This is a genomic window from Undibacterium sp. Xuan67W, assembly GCF_049340165.1.
In the GTDB taxonomy this organism is placed as follows: domain Bacteria; phylum Pseudomonadota; class Gammaproteobacteria; order Burkholderiales; family Burkholderiaceae_D; genus Undibacterium.
The window spans coordinates 17,430-33,760 of record NZ_JBMPPN010000001.1; the positions used below are offsets into that span (position 1 = coordinate 17,430).

A 16,331-nucleotide genomic window follows, 5' to 3' on the forward strand; every position below is an offset into this window, starting at 1 on the left:
GCTTACCCGACCTAAGCAGAATGACTCTTCTAAGATTGAGACAGCTATCGATTGATCGCAATGGGCTTTTTTTGCGCCGCTCGTCTGCTGGCAAAAAAGTCTTTTAATAAAGTGCTGCACTCCTCTGACATCACACCACCGATTACCGCAGTATGGTGATTGAGTTTATCTTGCTCAAACAAATTGAGGACAGAGCCACAGACACCTGTTTTCGGATCACTGGCACCATATACGACTTTAGCCAAGCGCGCATGCATCATTGCTCCGGCACACATCATGCATGGTTCCAGAGTCACATATAACTCGCAACCGGGAAGCCGGTAATTTCCTAGAATTTCGGCACCAGCCCGCAACGCCATAATCTCTGCATGAGCGGTTGGATCATGTTTATCTATCGGCTGATTATAACCATAGGCAACAACTTCGCCATCCTTGACCAGAACAGCTCCAACCGGCACCTCGCCCAGATCCCAGGCAAGCTGTGCCTGCTGGAGAGCGATTTGCATAAAATCAACATCGGTTTTCATTAATTAGTCTTGGGAGTAGACGAGGTCAGAACTCATTCTTTGCGCGACTAAAAAATTAGCCGTCAATCTCTGCCCAGCAATTAGGTGTCTCGTACAAAGTCACCTTGGTCAGCGATAACGCCCGACCATAGCGGTCATGGTAAACATCTTTCAGCATATCAAACGCAATCTTGGCCAGGTTCTCGACTGTCGGTACACGATCAATCACAACCGTCTTGTGGTTTGGCATACTTTCCAAAAAATTTCTGACGGCGGTATCTTTTTCGTAAACGATAAAAGCATGATCCCACAGATCGACCAAATACTGATTTGCCAAGGCTTTGATGTCACCGAAATCCATGATCATTCCATTATCGGACTCGCCATCTTTTTCTACCACATCACCAGTCAAGGTAATCAGCAAGGTATAGCGATGCCCATGCAAATTACGGCATTGACTGTTGTGATCTGGAATACGATGACCTGTATCGAATTCCACTTTTCTTGTGATGGTAAGCATGTAAAACCTAAACGAAAATGACGAAAATTACGGTATTTGAAGAAGCTTATGTGTTTGCAGACTCAGCTTCCAGCGTGGATGCTGCTTGCAAAAATCTACGGCGAATTGCAGGTTCTTTGCTTGTTGCGGACCATCCATCGCTTGCACAAAATAGTGCTGAAAATCCAGTGCAGCATAGGCTTGCATATTTTGACCTAGTTGCGGAATCACGACTTTGAGTTCATGGCCCTTGCGAACAACAAGCTCAGAGCCCATTTTAGGACTCACGCAGACCCAGTCAACGCCGTCAGGCACGGGTAACGTGCCATTGGTTTCAATCGCAATTTCAAAACCCGCTGCATGCATCGCGACAATCAGCTCTACGTCCAATTGCAGCAAAGGCTCACCGCCAGTGAACACCACATATTTACTTGCAGCATAATCTTGCGGCCACAAGCGGTTGATTGTCTCCGCCAACTCCGCAGCCTGCCTGAACTTGCCGCCACGTTCGCCGTCAGTGCCAACAAAATCGGTATCGCAAAACTGACAAATCGCAGTAGCACGATCCTCTTCCCTGCCCGTCCATAAATTACAGCCGGCAAAGCGACAAAATACTGCAGGGCGACCAGCATGATTGCCTTCGCCCTGCAGGGTATAGAAAATTTCTTTAACGCTGTATGTCACAAAATTACTCGTTCATTCTTAATGATTTATTCCCACTCGATGGTGGCTGGCGGTTTACCGGAGATATCATAGACCACACGGTTAATGCCACGCACTTCATTAATAATGCGGTTAGATACCTTACCCAGCAGTTCGTGCGGCAAATGTGCCCAGTGCGCCGTCATGAAATCTTGTGTCTGCACAGCACGCAACGCGACCACATATTCATAAGTACGGCCATCACCCATGACGCCGACCGACTTCACCGGTAAAAATACAGCGAAGGCCTGGCTGGTTGCATCGTACCAGGACATTGCTTTGTCACCCGTCAATCCGGCAACTTGTGTATTGCGTAGCTCTTCGATAAAAATGGCATCAGCCCGACGCAACAACTCTGCAAATTCTTTCTTAACTTCACCCAAAATCCTGACACCCAGACCAGGACCAGGGAAAGGGTGGCGATACACCATGCTATGCGGCAAACCTAGCGCGACACCTAATTTACGAACTTCATCCTTAAACAGTTCACGCAGAGGTTCAAGCAACTTTAAATTTAATGTATCTGGCAAACCACCAACATTGTGATGGCTCTTAATCGTATGCGATCCTTTTTTACCTTTGCCAGCACTTTCAATAACGTCCGGGTATATCGTGCCCTGTGCCAGCCATTTGGCATTTTTCAGCTTGGCAGATTCAACCTGAAAGACCTCGACAAATTCACGGCCGATAATTTTACGCTTAGCTTCCGGGTCGGTGACACCGGTGAGATGTCCCATGAACTGGGCAGTTGCATCGACATGAATGACTTTAACGCCGAGGTTATTGGCGAACATTTCCATCACCATTTTGCCTTCATCAAGACGCAGCAGGCCATGATCGACGAAGACACAAGTCAATTGTTCACCGATGGCACGATGAATCAGCGCAGCAGCAACACTACTGTCAACACCGCCAGACAGGCCCAGAATTACCTCATCTGTACCAACTTGCTGACGAATCGATTCGACTGCTTCCGAGATGTAATCCGGCATATTCCAGTCGGATTTGCAACCGCAGATTTCATGAACAAAGCGAGAAATAATAGCCTCACCTTGCAAGGTATGCGTAACTTCTGGATGGAACTGCACCGCATAGTAACGACGTTCTTCATCGGCCATTGCCGCGATCGGGCAATTATCCGTTGATGCCATTAACTTAAAGCCCGCTGGCATTTCATTTACTTTATCGCCATGGCTCATCCATACCTTGAGCATGCCGTGACCTTCCGGCGTGACGAAATCATTAATACCATTCAGTAATGCGGTATGGCTACGGGCACGGACTTCGGCATAGCCAAACTCACGCACCAGACCATTTTCTACCTTGCCACCTAACTGCTCAGCCATCGTCTGCATGCCGTAACAGATCCCAAAAACAGGAACACCAACATCAAACACGGCCATTGGTGCGCGTGGCGTATCTCCTTCAGTCACACTATTCGGGCCACCTGATAAAATAATTCCGGCTGCACCGTAGTTTCGAATAAATTCGTCACTGACATCGTAAGGATGAACTTCAGAAAAAACGCCAGAGTCACGCACACGACGTGCAATCAACTGAGTCACTTGGGAACCGAAATCAAGAATGAGAATTTTTGAGTGCATGGGAGTAAATTTTTCAGTCAAATAATAATGTCGGGCTGGGCAAAACTTGCTTGCGCGACGTGATTGTTACCAGCGTTTTTCGCTGACAGTAGTGCTTTCTCAGCAAGACTGATTAATATTTCTGGCTCTGCGTTGGGATACATATCCGTTGATACGATTCCCGCACTGATTGTAAGTTGGACCAACTCGCCCTCAATCTGATCAGGATGCGACATCACTCCGATACGTATGCGCTCTGCGACAGCGGTAGCAACCAATAGGGATGCCCCAGGTAAAACAATCAGAAAAATATCATTACCAAAACGCCCCAAAGCATCAAATGGCCTGACGCAGGAACGAATGCGACTGACTACCCTGACCATCGCGACATCACTAAAGGCGATACCATGCAGATCGCGAATCTGTGCGATCTGATCCAAGGTAGCAAAAATCAGTGCAAGCGGTTTTTCTGACTTGCTACATCGATCCATTTCGATTTGAAGAGAACGGCTGATTGCGGCTTTATTCCAGGTACCCAATATCGGATCAATCAGAGACTCACGCTTGAGGCTACGATGTTGCCTGATTAATTCCTGATGTGCTTGATACAAAATACCTGAGGCAATTTCACGCTCAATCAATACGGCCAGATCCGCTAACAACAAGCGGGACTCATCTTCGAACGGATGCGCGTCGTAATCGAGTAGCGCAATATTTCCAACTACCTCTCCGGCCTGATCAGTGATTGGGTAGGCCACATAAAATCGGATATAAGGTGCGCCAGTGACTAAAGGATGTGTTGCGATTTGGTGGTGCTTTGTCGTATCGTCAACGACAAAGAGGTCTTCTGCCAATACTAGACTGGAACAAAACATTGCCTCTATTGCTGCCATGGATCGCTCACCAGGCTCAAATCTGGTCGCCAGGTCACCCAAATGAATCAGGCAGTTTGAAACACCAAACAATTTGCTGGCCAACCGCTCAAACCGGGCAATCTTTACCTGATTAGTCTCAGCAAGCAAATCGCCAGTGTTGCTACCCAATGGAATAAAGGTTACAGGATTAGAACGATCTAGCTGACTTGCCATACCGCACTCCTTGCAATGACCTGAAACACGCTATTAAGCACCTTATTAAGTACCCTTGTCACGCCAATTAGTCCGCGCGGTAGTTAGGTGCTTCCTTCGTGATCTGTACATCATGCACGTGCGACTCCCTCATGCCAGCTGAAGTAATTTCAACAAACTCAGCTTTGGTATGCAAATCATCAATTGATGCACAACCACAATACCCCATAGAGGAGCGCACACCACCGACTAGTTGATACAGAATTGCCAGAACGCTACCCTTATAAGCGACGCGTCCTTCAATACCCTCTGGCACCAACTTATCTGCATTATTAGAAGCATCTTGGAAATAACGGTCGGCAGATCCATCAGCCATTGCCCCCAGACTTCCCATGCCGCGATAGGACTTGTAGCTACGACCCTGGAATAAAATAACTTCGCCAGGCGCTTCTTCGGTACCTGCAAACATACTTCCCATCATGACTGTCGATGCACCGGCGGCCAAAGCTTTAGATACATCGCCAGAGAAACGTACGCCACCATCAGCGATACAAGGCACGCCAGTACCTTTTAAGGCATTGGCGACATTGGCAATAGCTGTAATCTGCGGAACGCCTACACCGGCAACAATACGGGTTGTACATATGGAACCGGGACCAATGCCTACTTTGACTGCATCAGCACCGTGTTCAACCAAGGCCAGGGCTGCGGCAGCGGTAGCGATATTGCCGCCAATAACTTCGATATGCGGATACTTTGTTTTCACCCAGCGAACGCGATCTAATACGCCCTTGGAATGACCGTGCGCAGTATCCACTACGATCACGTCAACCCCAGCTTTGGCCAGCAAATCAATTCTTTCGTCATTATCAGGACCAACGCCGACGGCAGCACCTACACGCAATTTACCTTGTTCGTCCTTAGACGCAAACGGATGCTCTGTTGATTTTTGAATATCTTTTACGGTAATCAGGCCGCGCAATTCAAACGCGTCATCAACGACCAGCACACGCTCAAGACGGTGCTTGTTCATAAGACGTTTAGCCTCAGCCAGATCTGCCCCTTCTTTAACGAACACGAGTTTTTCGCGCGGCGTCATTTTGGCGCGAGCCTCAGCGTCAAGCTCTTCTTCGAAACGCAAATCACGGTTGGTAATAATCCCCACGACTGACTTACCCTCTACGACAGGAAAGCCGCTGATACCATGCTGTTGAGACAAGGCGATGACATCACGTATTTTCATATCCGGCGGAATCGTGATCGGATCACGCAACACACCGGACTCAAACCGTTTGACCTTGGCCACTTCTCTCGCCTGCTCTTTTGCAGTGAGATTTTTATGAATGATACCAATACCGCCCTCCTGAGCCATGGCAATTGCCAATCTTGCTTCAGTCACTGTATCCATGGCAGCCGACACCAGAGGAATATTCAGTTTAATATTGCGAGTCAAATTGGTCGCAAGAGAGGTATCTTTAGGGAGAATGTTCGAGTATGCCGGAACAAGTAGCACGTCATCAAAAGTGAGTGCTTTTTGGAGTAAACGCATAGTATTTCCTATAGGCGCAAAACCGAATTATACAGAAAACTTGCCGAGACGTCTCCTGCCGTGTAAAACTCTGGAAAATCGTAATTAGATTTAGTGTTGATTTTCTTTGAAAGCTAAGTATGTCTAAATATCAAACATCATTTTTCCTCGGTGCGGTTATGGCGCTGATAATAGCGACACCGGCACATGCTCAGTACGTATGGCTGGATGACAAAGGGAATAAGCAATTCTCTGATATGCCGCCACCTTTAAGCATTCCCAAAAACAGAATTATCAAATCCCCGAATAAGACAGCGGAAACCAATGCTCCGGCCACAGAAAAATCTGCGGCATCAGGCTCGGCCAGTGCAGAACAAAACAAGCTGGAAAAACCCGTTACAACAGCCAGCAAGAATGAAGACTTCATGAAGCGCCTGGCAGAGCAAGCCGAAAAAGACAAAAAATCTGCGGAAGAAGCGCAAAACAACGCGGACAAAGCAAAGAACTGTGAACGGGCAAAATCTTATCAAAAAGCGCTGGAGTCCGGCGTTCGTATCGCCACTACAGGTAAAGATGGCGAGAAAAATTATATGGATGACAGCAAAAGAGCGCAGGAATTAGCTGATGCTAAACGTGCTACGAGTGGCTGCCAGTAAACCAAAATTAATTACTTATCCTGTTTCCTAGCGCGACGTCGACGAGCCTCCATCGGGTCAGCGACTAGCGCTCGATAAATCTCTACCCTATCGCCATCGCGCAACAAGGTATCAGGGGATTTGAGTTTGCCGAAAATTCCGAATTTGCACATTGCAAAATTAATATCCGGATGTTGAAGACCAATCTGGCTCTGAGTTACTGCCTCCAGCAAACGAATGCCATGTGATACAAATATTTCAGTAACACTGACAACATCCGGCGTCGCAAAACAAACCTGCACTTTGAGTGCCTTCAAATTATCCATACAGTTTTTCAGCCCGCGCGCAAAACGAATCGACGAAGCTATTGGCAATTTTGCTGAACACAGGTCCAATCAGATGTTCAAGCAATTTACTGGAAAATTCATAGCTCAAATCAAATTCAATTTTGCACGCATCCTCGCGCAATTCCGTGAACTTCCAGCGTCCCAGCAATTGCTTAAAAGGGCCGTCAACCAAGCTCATCTCCATTAGATTGGGCGGAAGGTTCTTATTTTTTGTGGTAAATCTCTGCTTAATTCCGTGATAATTGATGGATAATGTCGCAATCAGGTCTTGTTCAGTCCGCTGCGCCACATCAACCTCGCCGCACCATGGTAAAAATTGTGGATAATCCTCCACCCGTTCAACCAAGGCAAACATTTGCGCTGCGCTATAGGCGATAAAAACTGTTTTATGTACGACTGCCATCAATAAGACCCGTTTACTAGAATCACATTTGAAATTTTAACCGACCTGTTTCCATTTCCATCATTAGCCACCAGATAATTAAGGCGATGTTGTGAAGAAGAGAATGTCATTTATTTTTATATTGCATGAGTATTGCTGATAACAAAAAAGCCTTCCATGATTATTTCATCGAAGAACAATTCGAAGCCGGTATTGTATTGCAAGGATGGGAAGTTAAGTCCATACGCGCAGGACGCGTTCAATTAAAAGAAGCGTATGTGATTGTACGTAATGGTGAAATTTTCTTATTCGGTGCACATATCGGCGCACTGCCTACGGCATCAACGCATATCCATCCGGATTCTGTACGCACGCGCAAACTGCTATTGAATGCAGTTGAGATTAACAAGCTAATAGGCAAAGTAGAGCGTGCAGGCTACACCCTGGTGCCATTGAATATGCACTACACCAATGGGCGGGTGAAATGCCAGATTGGTCTGGCAAAAGGCAAGAAACAGCACGACAAGCGCGATACCGAGAAAGAACGTGACTGGCAGCGAGAGCAGCAAAAAATTATGAAGCAACATCGTCGATAAAAATTGCTCTAGACAATTACGTTAGACAATAATTAATGAGCGACGCAGGTTAACAATTTTAATTTGTGCTTCTTTGGTGCTTATTTCGAAGGGACATAAATATCATGCCCTGCATCTTGAATCTGACGCCGGAGCGCGCGGCGTTCATCCAAGGTCATGCGGCTACGCTTTTGAGCCGCGTCTGATTTATCTGCAGAGCGTTCAGCGTTTTTCTTCACCTCAACGCTCTCATGCTCGGCACCATCCTTATCGAACTGACGGTTCATTTTTCGCTCTTGCTGGAGCATTTTTTGTTCTTTGCGCTCTGCCTGACGAGAGTTCACCTGTGCTTTTCCAAAACCAAAAAAATTACTGATTCGGCCCGACTCCGCGCAAGCCGACCCAGCGGACATCAGCGTCAGCACAAGTACGGAATAACGTAAGTACGATATATTCATCAGATTTATAAAAACAAGGTAGTCAAAAAAATTGGAGCCACTCTTTCAGGCAATTCATTTAGTAAGTTATGATTCAAGCGAAATTCTAAGCCTAAATTTATCGATGAGCAGCTAATTAATTACTTGAATTGAGTTTATGCGGTGTTATATCCACACTACGCAGCAATTCAGTAAAGTCTGTAACAGTTTGTAATCCATTAACAATTTTTACCAATCAACCCCATTTCTGACGGTAACATACGAGCATGAATACTATAAATTCCTCTTCTGATTCCCTCAATAGCAATGGCAACAAAGCGAAAATTTTAGTCGTTGATGACGATGTGCGATTACGGGATTTGTTACGCCGTTACCTGACCGAACAGGGATTCAATGTTGTCAGTGCCGAAAATGCACAGGCGATGAACAAACTCTGGATAAGAGAACGCTATGACCTATTAGTGCTCGATCTGATGCTACCCGGGGAGGATGGACTGGCAATTTGCCGTCGACTGCGCGGTGCCGGAGATCAGACGCCGATCATTATGCTCACGGCGAAAGGTGAAGAGGTTGATCGTATCATTGGGCTGGAAATGGGTGCGGATGATTACTTACCAAAACCATTCAGCCCTCGTGAATTAGTTGCCCGTATCAATGCCGTATTGCGTCGCAAAGCCCCAGATGAACTGCCGGGAGCACCATCAGAAGGCCCGCAGACATTCGAGTTCGGCGACTTCGTCCTGGATCTTGCAACCCGTACCTTGAAGAAAAATCAAGAAAACATTGGACTCACTACTGGCGAATTTTCTGTCTTAAAAGTATTTGCGCGCCATGCTAGACAACCTCTATCTCGTGAAAAATTGATGGAACTCGCCCGTGGCCGTGAATATGAAGTCTTTGACCGTAGCTTAGACGTACAAATCTCGCGTTTGCGCAAACTGATTGAACCAGATCCGTCAAATCCTTTGTACATTCAAACGGTCTGGGGACTGGGTTATGTCTTTATTCCAGATGGGCAATCCCGCTAAATCAAACGCTGTCATATGGGTCTGCAACCGATATATCTAATTTGACCATGCAGGCTGCCACGATGTAGTTTTTTCTCCCTACTATTATTACTATATTTCCACTACCTCACCATTCAATGCGCTCTTATCTGAACAATTTTGAATGGTTGAGAAGTGGCCTTTTCTGGCGCACATTTTTCCTCCTTGCTATCCTGGTGATGGGTAGCATGGCCACTTGGTTCGCCAGCTTTCGCATGGTTGAACGTGCGCCCCGCACACAGCAAATTGCCGCACAAGTCGTTTCTATCGTCACAATCACTCGTGCCGCCCTAACCCATTCGGCACCAGATAAACGACGCGAATTATTATTCGATCTTGCGAGCAATGACGGCATCCGTGTGTATTTACTAGAAGACACTGACGATATTGAAGAGCAGGACGCGACGCCGGCATTTGAAGAATTACGTGTGGCGATTCAGCGAAAATTAGGTAAAGCAACGCGTTTTGCAAAAAACATGAATGACGTTGATGGCTTCTGGATCAGTTTCGACATCGACGAAGATCAATACTGGTTGCGCCTTGATCAGGAGCGGATTGAACAAACGACGGGAATACAAGTATTAGGATGGGCGGCAGTCACCTTATTCCTTACGCTCATCGGCGCAGCAATTATCTCAAAATTGATTAACGACCCACTTGCACGTATCAGTAATGCGGCGCGCATGCTCGCAAAAGGCAAAATCCCGCAGCCTCTCCCTGAAAAAGGCCCAAAGGAAATCAAGGAGACAAATAACAGTTTCAACCGGATGGTCGAGGATCTGGAGCGTATCGAGTCTGACCGTGCCATCATTCTGGCAGGTATCTCACATGACCTCAGAACCCCGTTAGCCCGAATGCAGCTTGAAGTAGAAATGGCTTCTTTATCTGATGATTCGCGCCAAGGCATGCAAAGTGATCTTGGCCAGATGGATGACATTATTGGTCAATTCCTAGATTATGCTAAACCCCTGGCTACAGTAACTTTTGACACGATCAATCTGAGTGAGCTGCTGGGACGTGTCGTAGAAGAATCCTCGCGGCTACACGACGTACAGATTCGCTCGGCGATTACCGCTGATATCCATATATCGGGTAACGCTGTCGAGCTGAAGCGAGTGTTCCACAATCTGATTGAAAACGCCCGTCGTTATGGCAAAACACCTGGTACAGATATTGTCAAAATAGACCTTCAGTGCACCTACAAAAATAAAGAAAAAAAACAAGGCCTTTACATCAATTTGCGTGACTATGGAGTCGGTGTGGAGAATGAAGACATCTCACGCTTAATGCGGCCTTTCACCCGAGCGGATACGTCACGCAGCCAGGCCAATGGTTCTGGTTTGGGTCTTGCAATTGTTGAGAAGATCATTAAACGTCATGGGGGTCGCCTGCGTATCTCGAATCACGCCAAGGGTGGTTTCGTCATCCTGATCGCCCTCCCCTCAAGCTAAGATAATCTCAAAAATGCATATATCCATCTGAAAATACATACCATTGAGAGATTTCAGATATCTCAGATATATCAGATATACAACAGAACTAAGCACGCAAAAAAATGGTGCTAAAGCGTTCGCTTTAGCACCATCATGTTCCAATTAAATAGATTCGTTTAAATAAATAATCTATTTAAATAAGTTTATTTATTTTTGGATTCACGCCTTCGATTTTATTTTTTGTTCGCGTCATTCGAGGTGCCCAACTCATAAGATAAGCGTAATTGACCACCTGCCATGGCAGGGCTTACCTGAGGCGAATAAACGCTGAGGGATGTCGTTACAGGCTTATTGATCTCTAGTCCTGCTGCATGCGAAGTCTGTTGAAAACTTAAACTACCCCAGGCTGCGGCAGTTGCAACACCGGCAAAAGCTAAGACGCCTGCAAGAACAGATGTACGCAAACGAAAACCTGGCAATGCAGCCTGTTGAAACTCATTGAAATTCATGGGAATCTCTATTGCGACAGGTGCCAGCGCCAACATCTCCTGTGCACGTTCACGCCAGACCGCACTTTGCGCCTGATTTTTTGACAGACGATGAATTAATTCATTGGCGACCGTAGCTGCATGCACATGTTCTTGCTCTAACTGCAAACGTAAATCTTCCGCTTTTTGCTGTTTAGCGATCTGATCGTTCTGCATTTGTATCAAGGATATTTCACACTGATGCTGCACCAGCTCTAAAGCTTCTTCCGCCTCCACTTTGGCAGCGTCTGCCATCGCGGCTGCTTTAGTCTCAGCCATCAATTTCTCTTGCAATAACTCATGCACTCGTTGCTCATGAGCGATACGTTGCAAGACTTGTTGATGCAATTCTTCATCAACGGCTCTCTGATTTTCTAATGTGTCGTTAATCGCTTGCTGCGCTTGCAGGCGTTCTTGATCAGCAGCGAGCAGTTCGGCCTGCAGTTGCTCTTGCTTGCCCAGTTCTTGCTCAACTAGCGCGCGCGCCTGCATCACTTGTTCCGCAGCTTGGGTCAATTGAGCTTCTAGTAAGAGCTTTTCTTGCGCAGCAAGGATGGCGGCTTGTTCTGCCTCCATACGACGCTGACTTTGTAGACATAACTCTTGCTCTGCCTGCATACGCTGCTCGGATTCACTAAGCAACTGTTTTTCAAACGCCATTTTTTGTTCGATCGCTTCCAGAGCCAGCTCGTTAGTCCGGATTGCTTCAGCATGTAATTGATTCTGCTCTTGCACTGCAATGAGATTTTTCTGAGCCAGTTCAGCGGCCTGTAACTCATTATGTTGCAAGGTCAGAAGTTCATCAGCATGCGCTTGTGCCATTGCCGCATGCTGGGCCTGCGTCTGTGCATACTGTTGTGCCAGGACCAGCGCTTCTTGCTCTGCCACATATTTTGCCTGCGCAGCTTCACGTGCATCCTGCTCAGCCTGTGCCTTGCGCTGGCACACGGCAAGATAGTCATGTTCAGCTTGCAAGCGCTGTGCTGCCTGATCCGCAATTAATTGTTCCGCGACACGTTTTTGCTGAAGGACGCTGACGAGCTGTAGTTCTGATGCCGCTTTTTCATTCTCTAAGCGAGCCAGTTCGCTTGCTTCACGAACTTTATTCTCGGTAGCGACAAGTGCCGCCTGTGTTGCCTCGGTATGCTGAGTTGAGGCTACGAACAAAGCATTTTCTGCGCTTAGCAATTCTTGGGCATAAAGATTTGTCATTGTCTCTTGCTCAGCGCGTTGCTGAGCGACTTGAGCAAACTCCTGTTCCGCCTGCAAACGCTCCATCACTTGCTGCTGTGCAATCGTTTCCGCATCGAGTTTTGCCTGTAATTGCACTGCCAGTTCTTGCTCTGCATTGAGACGCTCGCGCTCTGCTGCTGCAGAGGCCAACAACAACTGGCTTCTTTCTTCTAAAGCAGCGGCAGCCTGACGTTTAACAAGAGACTCTTCTATCGAATTTTCCAGCCAGTTTTTTTCCTCGGCATTAAACGCTTCAATACTGGCGATAGCTTCTTGCTCGGCTTGTAAGCGCGACTGCGCCAACGTTTGTTTTTCTTGCTCTGTTTGCTGACGTGTTTCCGCTGCAACCAGGGCACGAGTTTCGGTATCTACCCGTTCCTGTATTGCTGACTGCAAAGCGATCTCTGTCGTATTGCGTTCTGCGATTAAGTCAGACAAGGCTTGTTGCTCGACCAGATTTTTTTCCGCCAGTTGATGCAGTAATACTTCAGCATCAGCTTGCGCAGCAAGCTCCTGATACAGTAATTCACTAGTCCGCAAAGTCGCAACAGCAGCTTCTCTTGCCGTTGTTTCCACTTGCAGATGCGCCTCTGCAAATTGTGCCAATGCCTGCTCTGCGAGCAATCTAATCTTGGTTTGTTCCGACGCATTCTGCTCCGCAAGCAATTTCGCCTCAGTAGCAGCTAATAACGCCTCCTCAGTGTCAACTCGCTGACGAGCAGCCAGAGCGAGGTCAGCTAATTTATGCGTTTTTTCGACAGTTAGCTGATGGGCCTTATGCTTCGTATCAGCATAGATTTTTACTTGCTCATGCAATTCTTTTTGTGCTTTTACATCCGCTTCGGCTGCGGCATTGGCTTTCTGTTCAAGTGCGGCACGAGCCTGAGCAAGGATGCTGGCTTGCTTCTCAGCATCCGCTCTCGCGATTGCTGCATCGGACGCTAATTTTTCGGCGGCCAGACGTTCTTGCTGTGACTGATTTTCTTCTTTCAGTGCAAACACTTTTTTCTCTTCGAGAGCAAGTTTGTCTTGCAATGCCGCCAATACACTTTGTTGCGATTGCGTTTTTTCTTTTTCCAACCGTGTCAATTGAATTGCCGCCATCGCACGTGCCTCAGCGGCAATGGCAGCCTCTTGCTCTGCTGCGGCTGTTGCCTGTGCTTGCATCAGTGCTTCTTGTTCGGCCTTAGACTTGATTTCTACCGACAAGCGAACTTGCTTTTCGACATCTAACCGCGCCAGATGCGCTGCTTCTTGTTCGCGCTCCAGCTCAATTTTCGCGTCTATTTCTGCCAATAATTGCTTTTCCGCGAGCAGTTTTTGCTGAACCGCATCGAGCGCTTTTTGTTCGGATTCGGCACGTTGCTTTAAGGTTTTTTGCAACTCCAGCAGTTCACTGACTTTGAGCTGTGCAGCGGCGGCAGTTTGTTTTTGTAATTCGGCATGTTCAGTGATTTTTTCGAGGCGTACCTGCTCCGCCTGAATCAGACGCTGACGTGCCTCGCGCGCCTCGACTTCTTGCTGATGACGCGCTTCCAGCAAAGCCGTGTGTTCACGGTCTGCCTGAGCACTTGCCAGCGCGGCTTCGGCGACTTGCTTTTCAGCCTCAAGCTTGTCTTGCGCTGCCAACGCAGCATCACGCTCCGCTTCAAAGCGTACTTGCTCAAGCTTGGTCATTTCAACTACTTGACGGGTTTTTACTAACGCCATTTTCGCTGCTTTGCGTTGCATTTCGGTTTGCACGCGGGTTTGCTCCAAGGCGTGCTTTTCTGCCGTAGCTGCCGCTTCCAGCGCCAATCGCTGCTCACGCTCAGATTGTTCTTTGGCCTGAGCGATTTCTTTTGCTTCTTGCTCAGCACGCAAGCGTGACTCGGTTTCTATTTGCGCGACTTGTTCAATCACCAGTTTTTCTTGCGTCAGCTTTAATACTTCTTGCACGGCAGTCGCACGCTTGCGCTCAACCAGAAGCTTTTCCTGTACCACATCAAGCGCTTTGATTTCGTCTTGTGTACGCTGTTGCTGCACAACCAGAAGCTCACTAGCTTTTTGTTCTTTCTGCACATGGGCGGCAGCCAGTTGCTGTTGCAATTCGACTTGTTCCATGGTTTTCTCCAAGGTCAATTTCTCTGCCTGACAACTGGTTTCATGTGCGATCCGTGCGACCTGCTCTGCCTGTTTTTGCATGCGTAAAATTTCTGCATGCGTTTGTTCGGCCTTCGCCCGGGCATGTGCCTCATCTATTTTTTGCTGTTCGAGAATTAGCTTTTCCTGCAAGGCCTGAGCGGCTTTTTCTTCTGCGTCTGCACGCATTTTTTCCGTTTTTGCCAACTCCATTGCGTTGCGTGCTTTGATGGCAGAGGCAATATTGGCTTTCTTCAACTCGACGGCTTTATATGTCGATGCCTTCAAAGCCTGTTGTTCTGAATCGGCCTGCTCTCTGGCGATTTGCTCTGCCTGTTGATCGATCAGACTGCGCTCTTTGGCCAGCATCATGGCACGCTGCTCTTCCTGAGCGCGCTGCTGGGCGACTTTCGCTGCATGTTGTTCTGCGATGCGTCGTTGCTTGGCCTGCTCCGCTGCACCGGCTTCTGCCTCTAGCCTAGTGCGGGTTTCGGCATCGGCTTGTTGCTCGACTTCAATACGAATCAGCGCCTGGGTTTGTAGCTCTTTTTCGGTCTGGATACGTTGTTCGGTAACGCGCTGTATGCGCTCTTCTGCGTCGCGACGCGCTTGTGCGGTAGCAGCGGCGACGACTTCAGATTGTTCGCGCCTGGCAGAGGCATTGCGTAATTCCAGCTCCGATTGCATACGGAGTTGGATTGCGGCCGCAGCGCGGCGATCGGATTCGGCACGCGCCTGAGCGATTGCTTCATGTTCTTGCTCAACCGCGACACGCGCTAAGGCGTCTTCGCGGGCACGAACTTCAGCCGGGGCGCGATTGATCGCAAACTCCAATGCCATTGCTTCTGCCTGGTCACGCTCTTTGCTAACTTTGAGCGCTTCGCTGCGCACCTTAGCCAGCATTTCAGTCGTTTCACGCGCATCTTTATCACGACGCTCACGTTCTCTGGCTAGCTCAGTGATACGAGCATCTGCACGGGCGCGCTCTTCGGCTTCGTTTTTGGCCGACTGGGACGCCGCAAAACGTTCTGCGGCCCAATTACGTGCGTTTTGAGTTTCTTTCGCTAGTCTCTCTGCCGCAGTTTTTGCTTTGGCATTGATCTCGGTATCAGCCTGGAGTTGCTCAGCTGCCCTTTGTTTAGCTTCGAGCTCAAGTTTAGAGCGCTTTTCTGCCTGCTCACGTGCCAATGTTTCTAGTCGGGCGCGTTCTTGCAAATCCTGTGTTTCCTGGTTGACGGCGGCGATTCTGGCTTGACTGGCGGCACGCGCCTGACGCTCAGCCATCAGACGTGCATGGGTGCCGGCTATGGCGTGTTCTTCTAGCTTGACTTTTTGCTGAGCAAGATTGGCGGCCTCTGCTTCGGCTTCCGCCCGCGCTTCTGCCAATTCACGGGCGCGGGCTTCTGCGTGCAGCCGTGTCTCGGCAGCGACAGTTGCTCGAGCCTCAGCCTCAACACGGGCAATCGCCTGCCGGATACCTTTGACGTCGATGCGGGAATTCGATTCCAGCGCCTCGTCAGAAGTGTGAAAATCATCCCGTTGACCAGCGTCCATAGGCACTAAGCCCAGGGATAATCTGTTTAACAATGTTTGATTCGCATCCATATCCTGCTCCTGATTTGATAACCGTTCCTGATGGCCGACTGCGAACTGCGCTGAGTGCGGCGGCTCGCCGGAACTTCTGAACATGGATTATCACTGAATCATTTG

General features: G+C 48.2%; 14 protein-coding genes. 4 read left to right on the forward strand and 10 right to left on the reverse strand.

What is annotated here, in order from left to right:
- Positions 1–44 precede the first annotated feature (44 nt).
- From tadA to guaB, 6 genes are all read right to left on the reverse strand, one after another.
- The gene (gene tadA, locus ACO0LE_RS00085) at positions 45–527 is read right to left on the reverse strand and encodes a tRNA adenosine(34) deaminase TadA (RefSeq protein ID WP_422958398.1); all 483 of its coding nucleotides are present in this window, start codon (positions 525–527) and stop codon (positions 45–47) included.
- 55 nt (positions 528–582) lie between these two features.
- Complete coding sequence (queD, locus tag ACO0LE_RS00090; protein WP_422956861.1) at positions 583–1,026, reverse strand: 6-carboxytetrahydropterin synthase QueD; 444 nt, start codon at positions 1,024–1,026, stop codon at positions 583–585.
- A gap of 27 nt (positions 1,027–1,053) precedes the next feature.
- Positions 1,054–1,689: a 7-carboxy-7-deazaguanine synthase gene (gene queE / locus ACO0LE_RS00095; protein WP_422958399.1), complete on the reverse strand. Its 636-nt coding sequence runs from the start codon at positions 1,687–1,689 to the stop codon at positions 1,054–1,056.
- A 26-nt stretch (positions 1,690–1,715) separates the two neighbouring features.
- Positions 1,716–3,311: a glutamine-hydrolyzing GMP synthase gene (guaA, locus tag ACO0LE_RS00100; protein WP_422958400.1), complete on the reverse strand. Its 1,596-nt coding sequence runs from the start codon at positions 3,309–3,311 to the stop codon at positions 1,716–1,718.
- A gap of 17 nt (positions 3,312–3,328) precedes the next feature.
- A complete protein-coding gene (locus tag ACO0LE_RS00105; RefSeq protein WP_422958401.1) occupies positions 3,329–4,378 on the reverse strand; it encodes a GGDEF domain-containing protein in 1,050 nt (349 codons plus the stop codon).
- A gap of 67 nt (positions 4,379–4,445) precedes the next feature.
- Positions 4,446–5,906: an IMP dehydrogenase gene (gene guaB, locus ACO0LE_RS00110; RefSeq protein ID WP_422958402.1), complete on the reverse strand. Its 1,461-nt coding sequence runs from the start codon at positions 5,904–5,906 to the stop codon at positions 4,446–4,448.
- 119 nt (positions 5,907–6,025) lie between these two features.
- On the opposite strand from guaB, the gene ACO0LE_RS00115 reads away from it, so the two are divergent.
- On the forward strand, positions 6,026–6,541 hold the full coding sequence (locus ACO0LE_RS00115) for a DUF4124 domain-containing protein (protein WP_422958403.1): 516 nt from the start codon (positions 6,026–6,028) through the stop codon (positions 6,539–6,541).
- Between the two features lie 11 nt (positions 6,542–6,552).
- Here ACO0LE_RS00115 and ACO0LE_RS00120 read toward each other — a convergent pair whose 3' ends face one another.
- Entirely contained in the window at positions 6,553–6,846 is a 294-nt protein-coding gene (locus ACO0LE_RS00120) for an RnfH family protein (RefSeq protein WP_422958404.1), read from the reverse strand.
- A complete protein-coding gene (locus ACO0LE_RS00125) occupies positions 6,839–7,270 on the reverse strand; it encodes a type II toxin-antitoxin system RatA family toxin (protein ID WP_422958405.1) in 432 nt (143 codons plus the stop codon). Before ACO0LE_RS00125 ends, ACO0LE_RS00120 begins: the two co-directional genes overlap by 8 nt.
- Before the next feature lie 125 nt (positions 7,271–7,395).
- Between ACO0LE_RS00125 and smpB the strand changes: the two genes are divergently transcribed.
- On the forward strand, positions 7,396–7,845 hold the full coding sequence (gene smpB / locus ACO0LE_RS00130) for an SsrA-binding protein SmpB (protein WP_422956869.1): 450 nt from the start codon (positions 7,396–7,398) through the stop codon (positions 7,843–7,845).
- 80 nt (positions 7,846–7,925) lie between these two features.
- Here smpB and ACO0LE_RS00135 read toward each other — a convergent pair whose 3' ends face one another.
- Positions 7,926–8,282: a hypothetical protein gene (locus ACO0LE_RS00135; RefSeq protein WP_422958406.1), complete on the reverse strand. Its 357-nt coding sequence runs from the start codon at positions 8,280–8,282 to the stop codon at positions 7,926–7,928.
- Between the two features lie 245 nt (positions 8,283–8,527).
- Here ACO0LE_RS00135 and ompR point away from each other — a divergent pair, with 245 nt between their 5' ends.
- Entirely contained in the window at positions 8,528–9,289 is a 762-nt protein-coding gene (gene ompR / locus ACO0LE_RS00140) for a two-component system response regulator OmpR (RefSeq protein WP_422956871.1), read from the forward strand.
- Positions 9,290–9,405: 116 nt separating this feature from the next.
- On the forward strand, positions 9,406–10,758 hold the full coding sequence (locus tag ACO0LE_RS00145) for an ATP-binding protein (RefSeq protein ID WP_422958407.1): 1,353 nt from the start codon (positions 9,406–9,408) through the stop codon (positions 10,756–10,758).
- Positions 10,759–10,973: 215 nt separating this feature from the next.
- Here ACO0LE_RS00145 and ACO0LE_RS00150 read toward each other — a convergent pair whose 3' ends face one another.
- Positions 10,974–16,310, reverse strand: coding sequence for a hypothetical protein (locus tag ACO0LE_RS00150; protein WP_422958408.1), 5,337 nt, complete (start codon positions 16,308–16,310; stop codon positions 10,974–10,976).
- Positions 16,311–16,331: the final 21 nt, after the last annotated feature.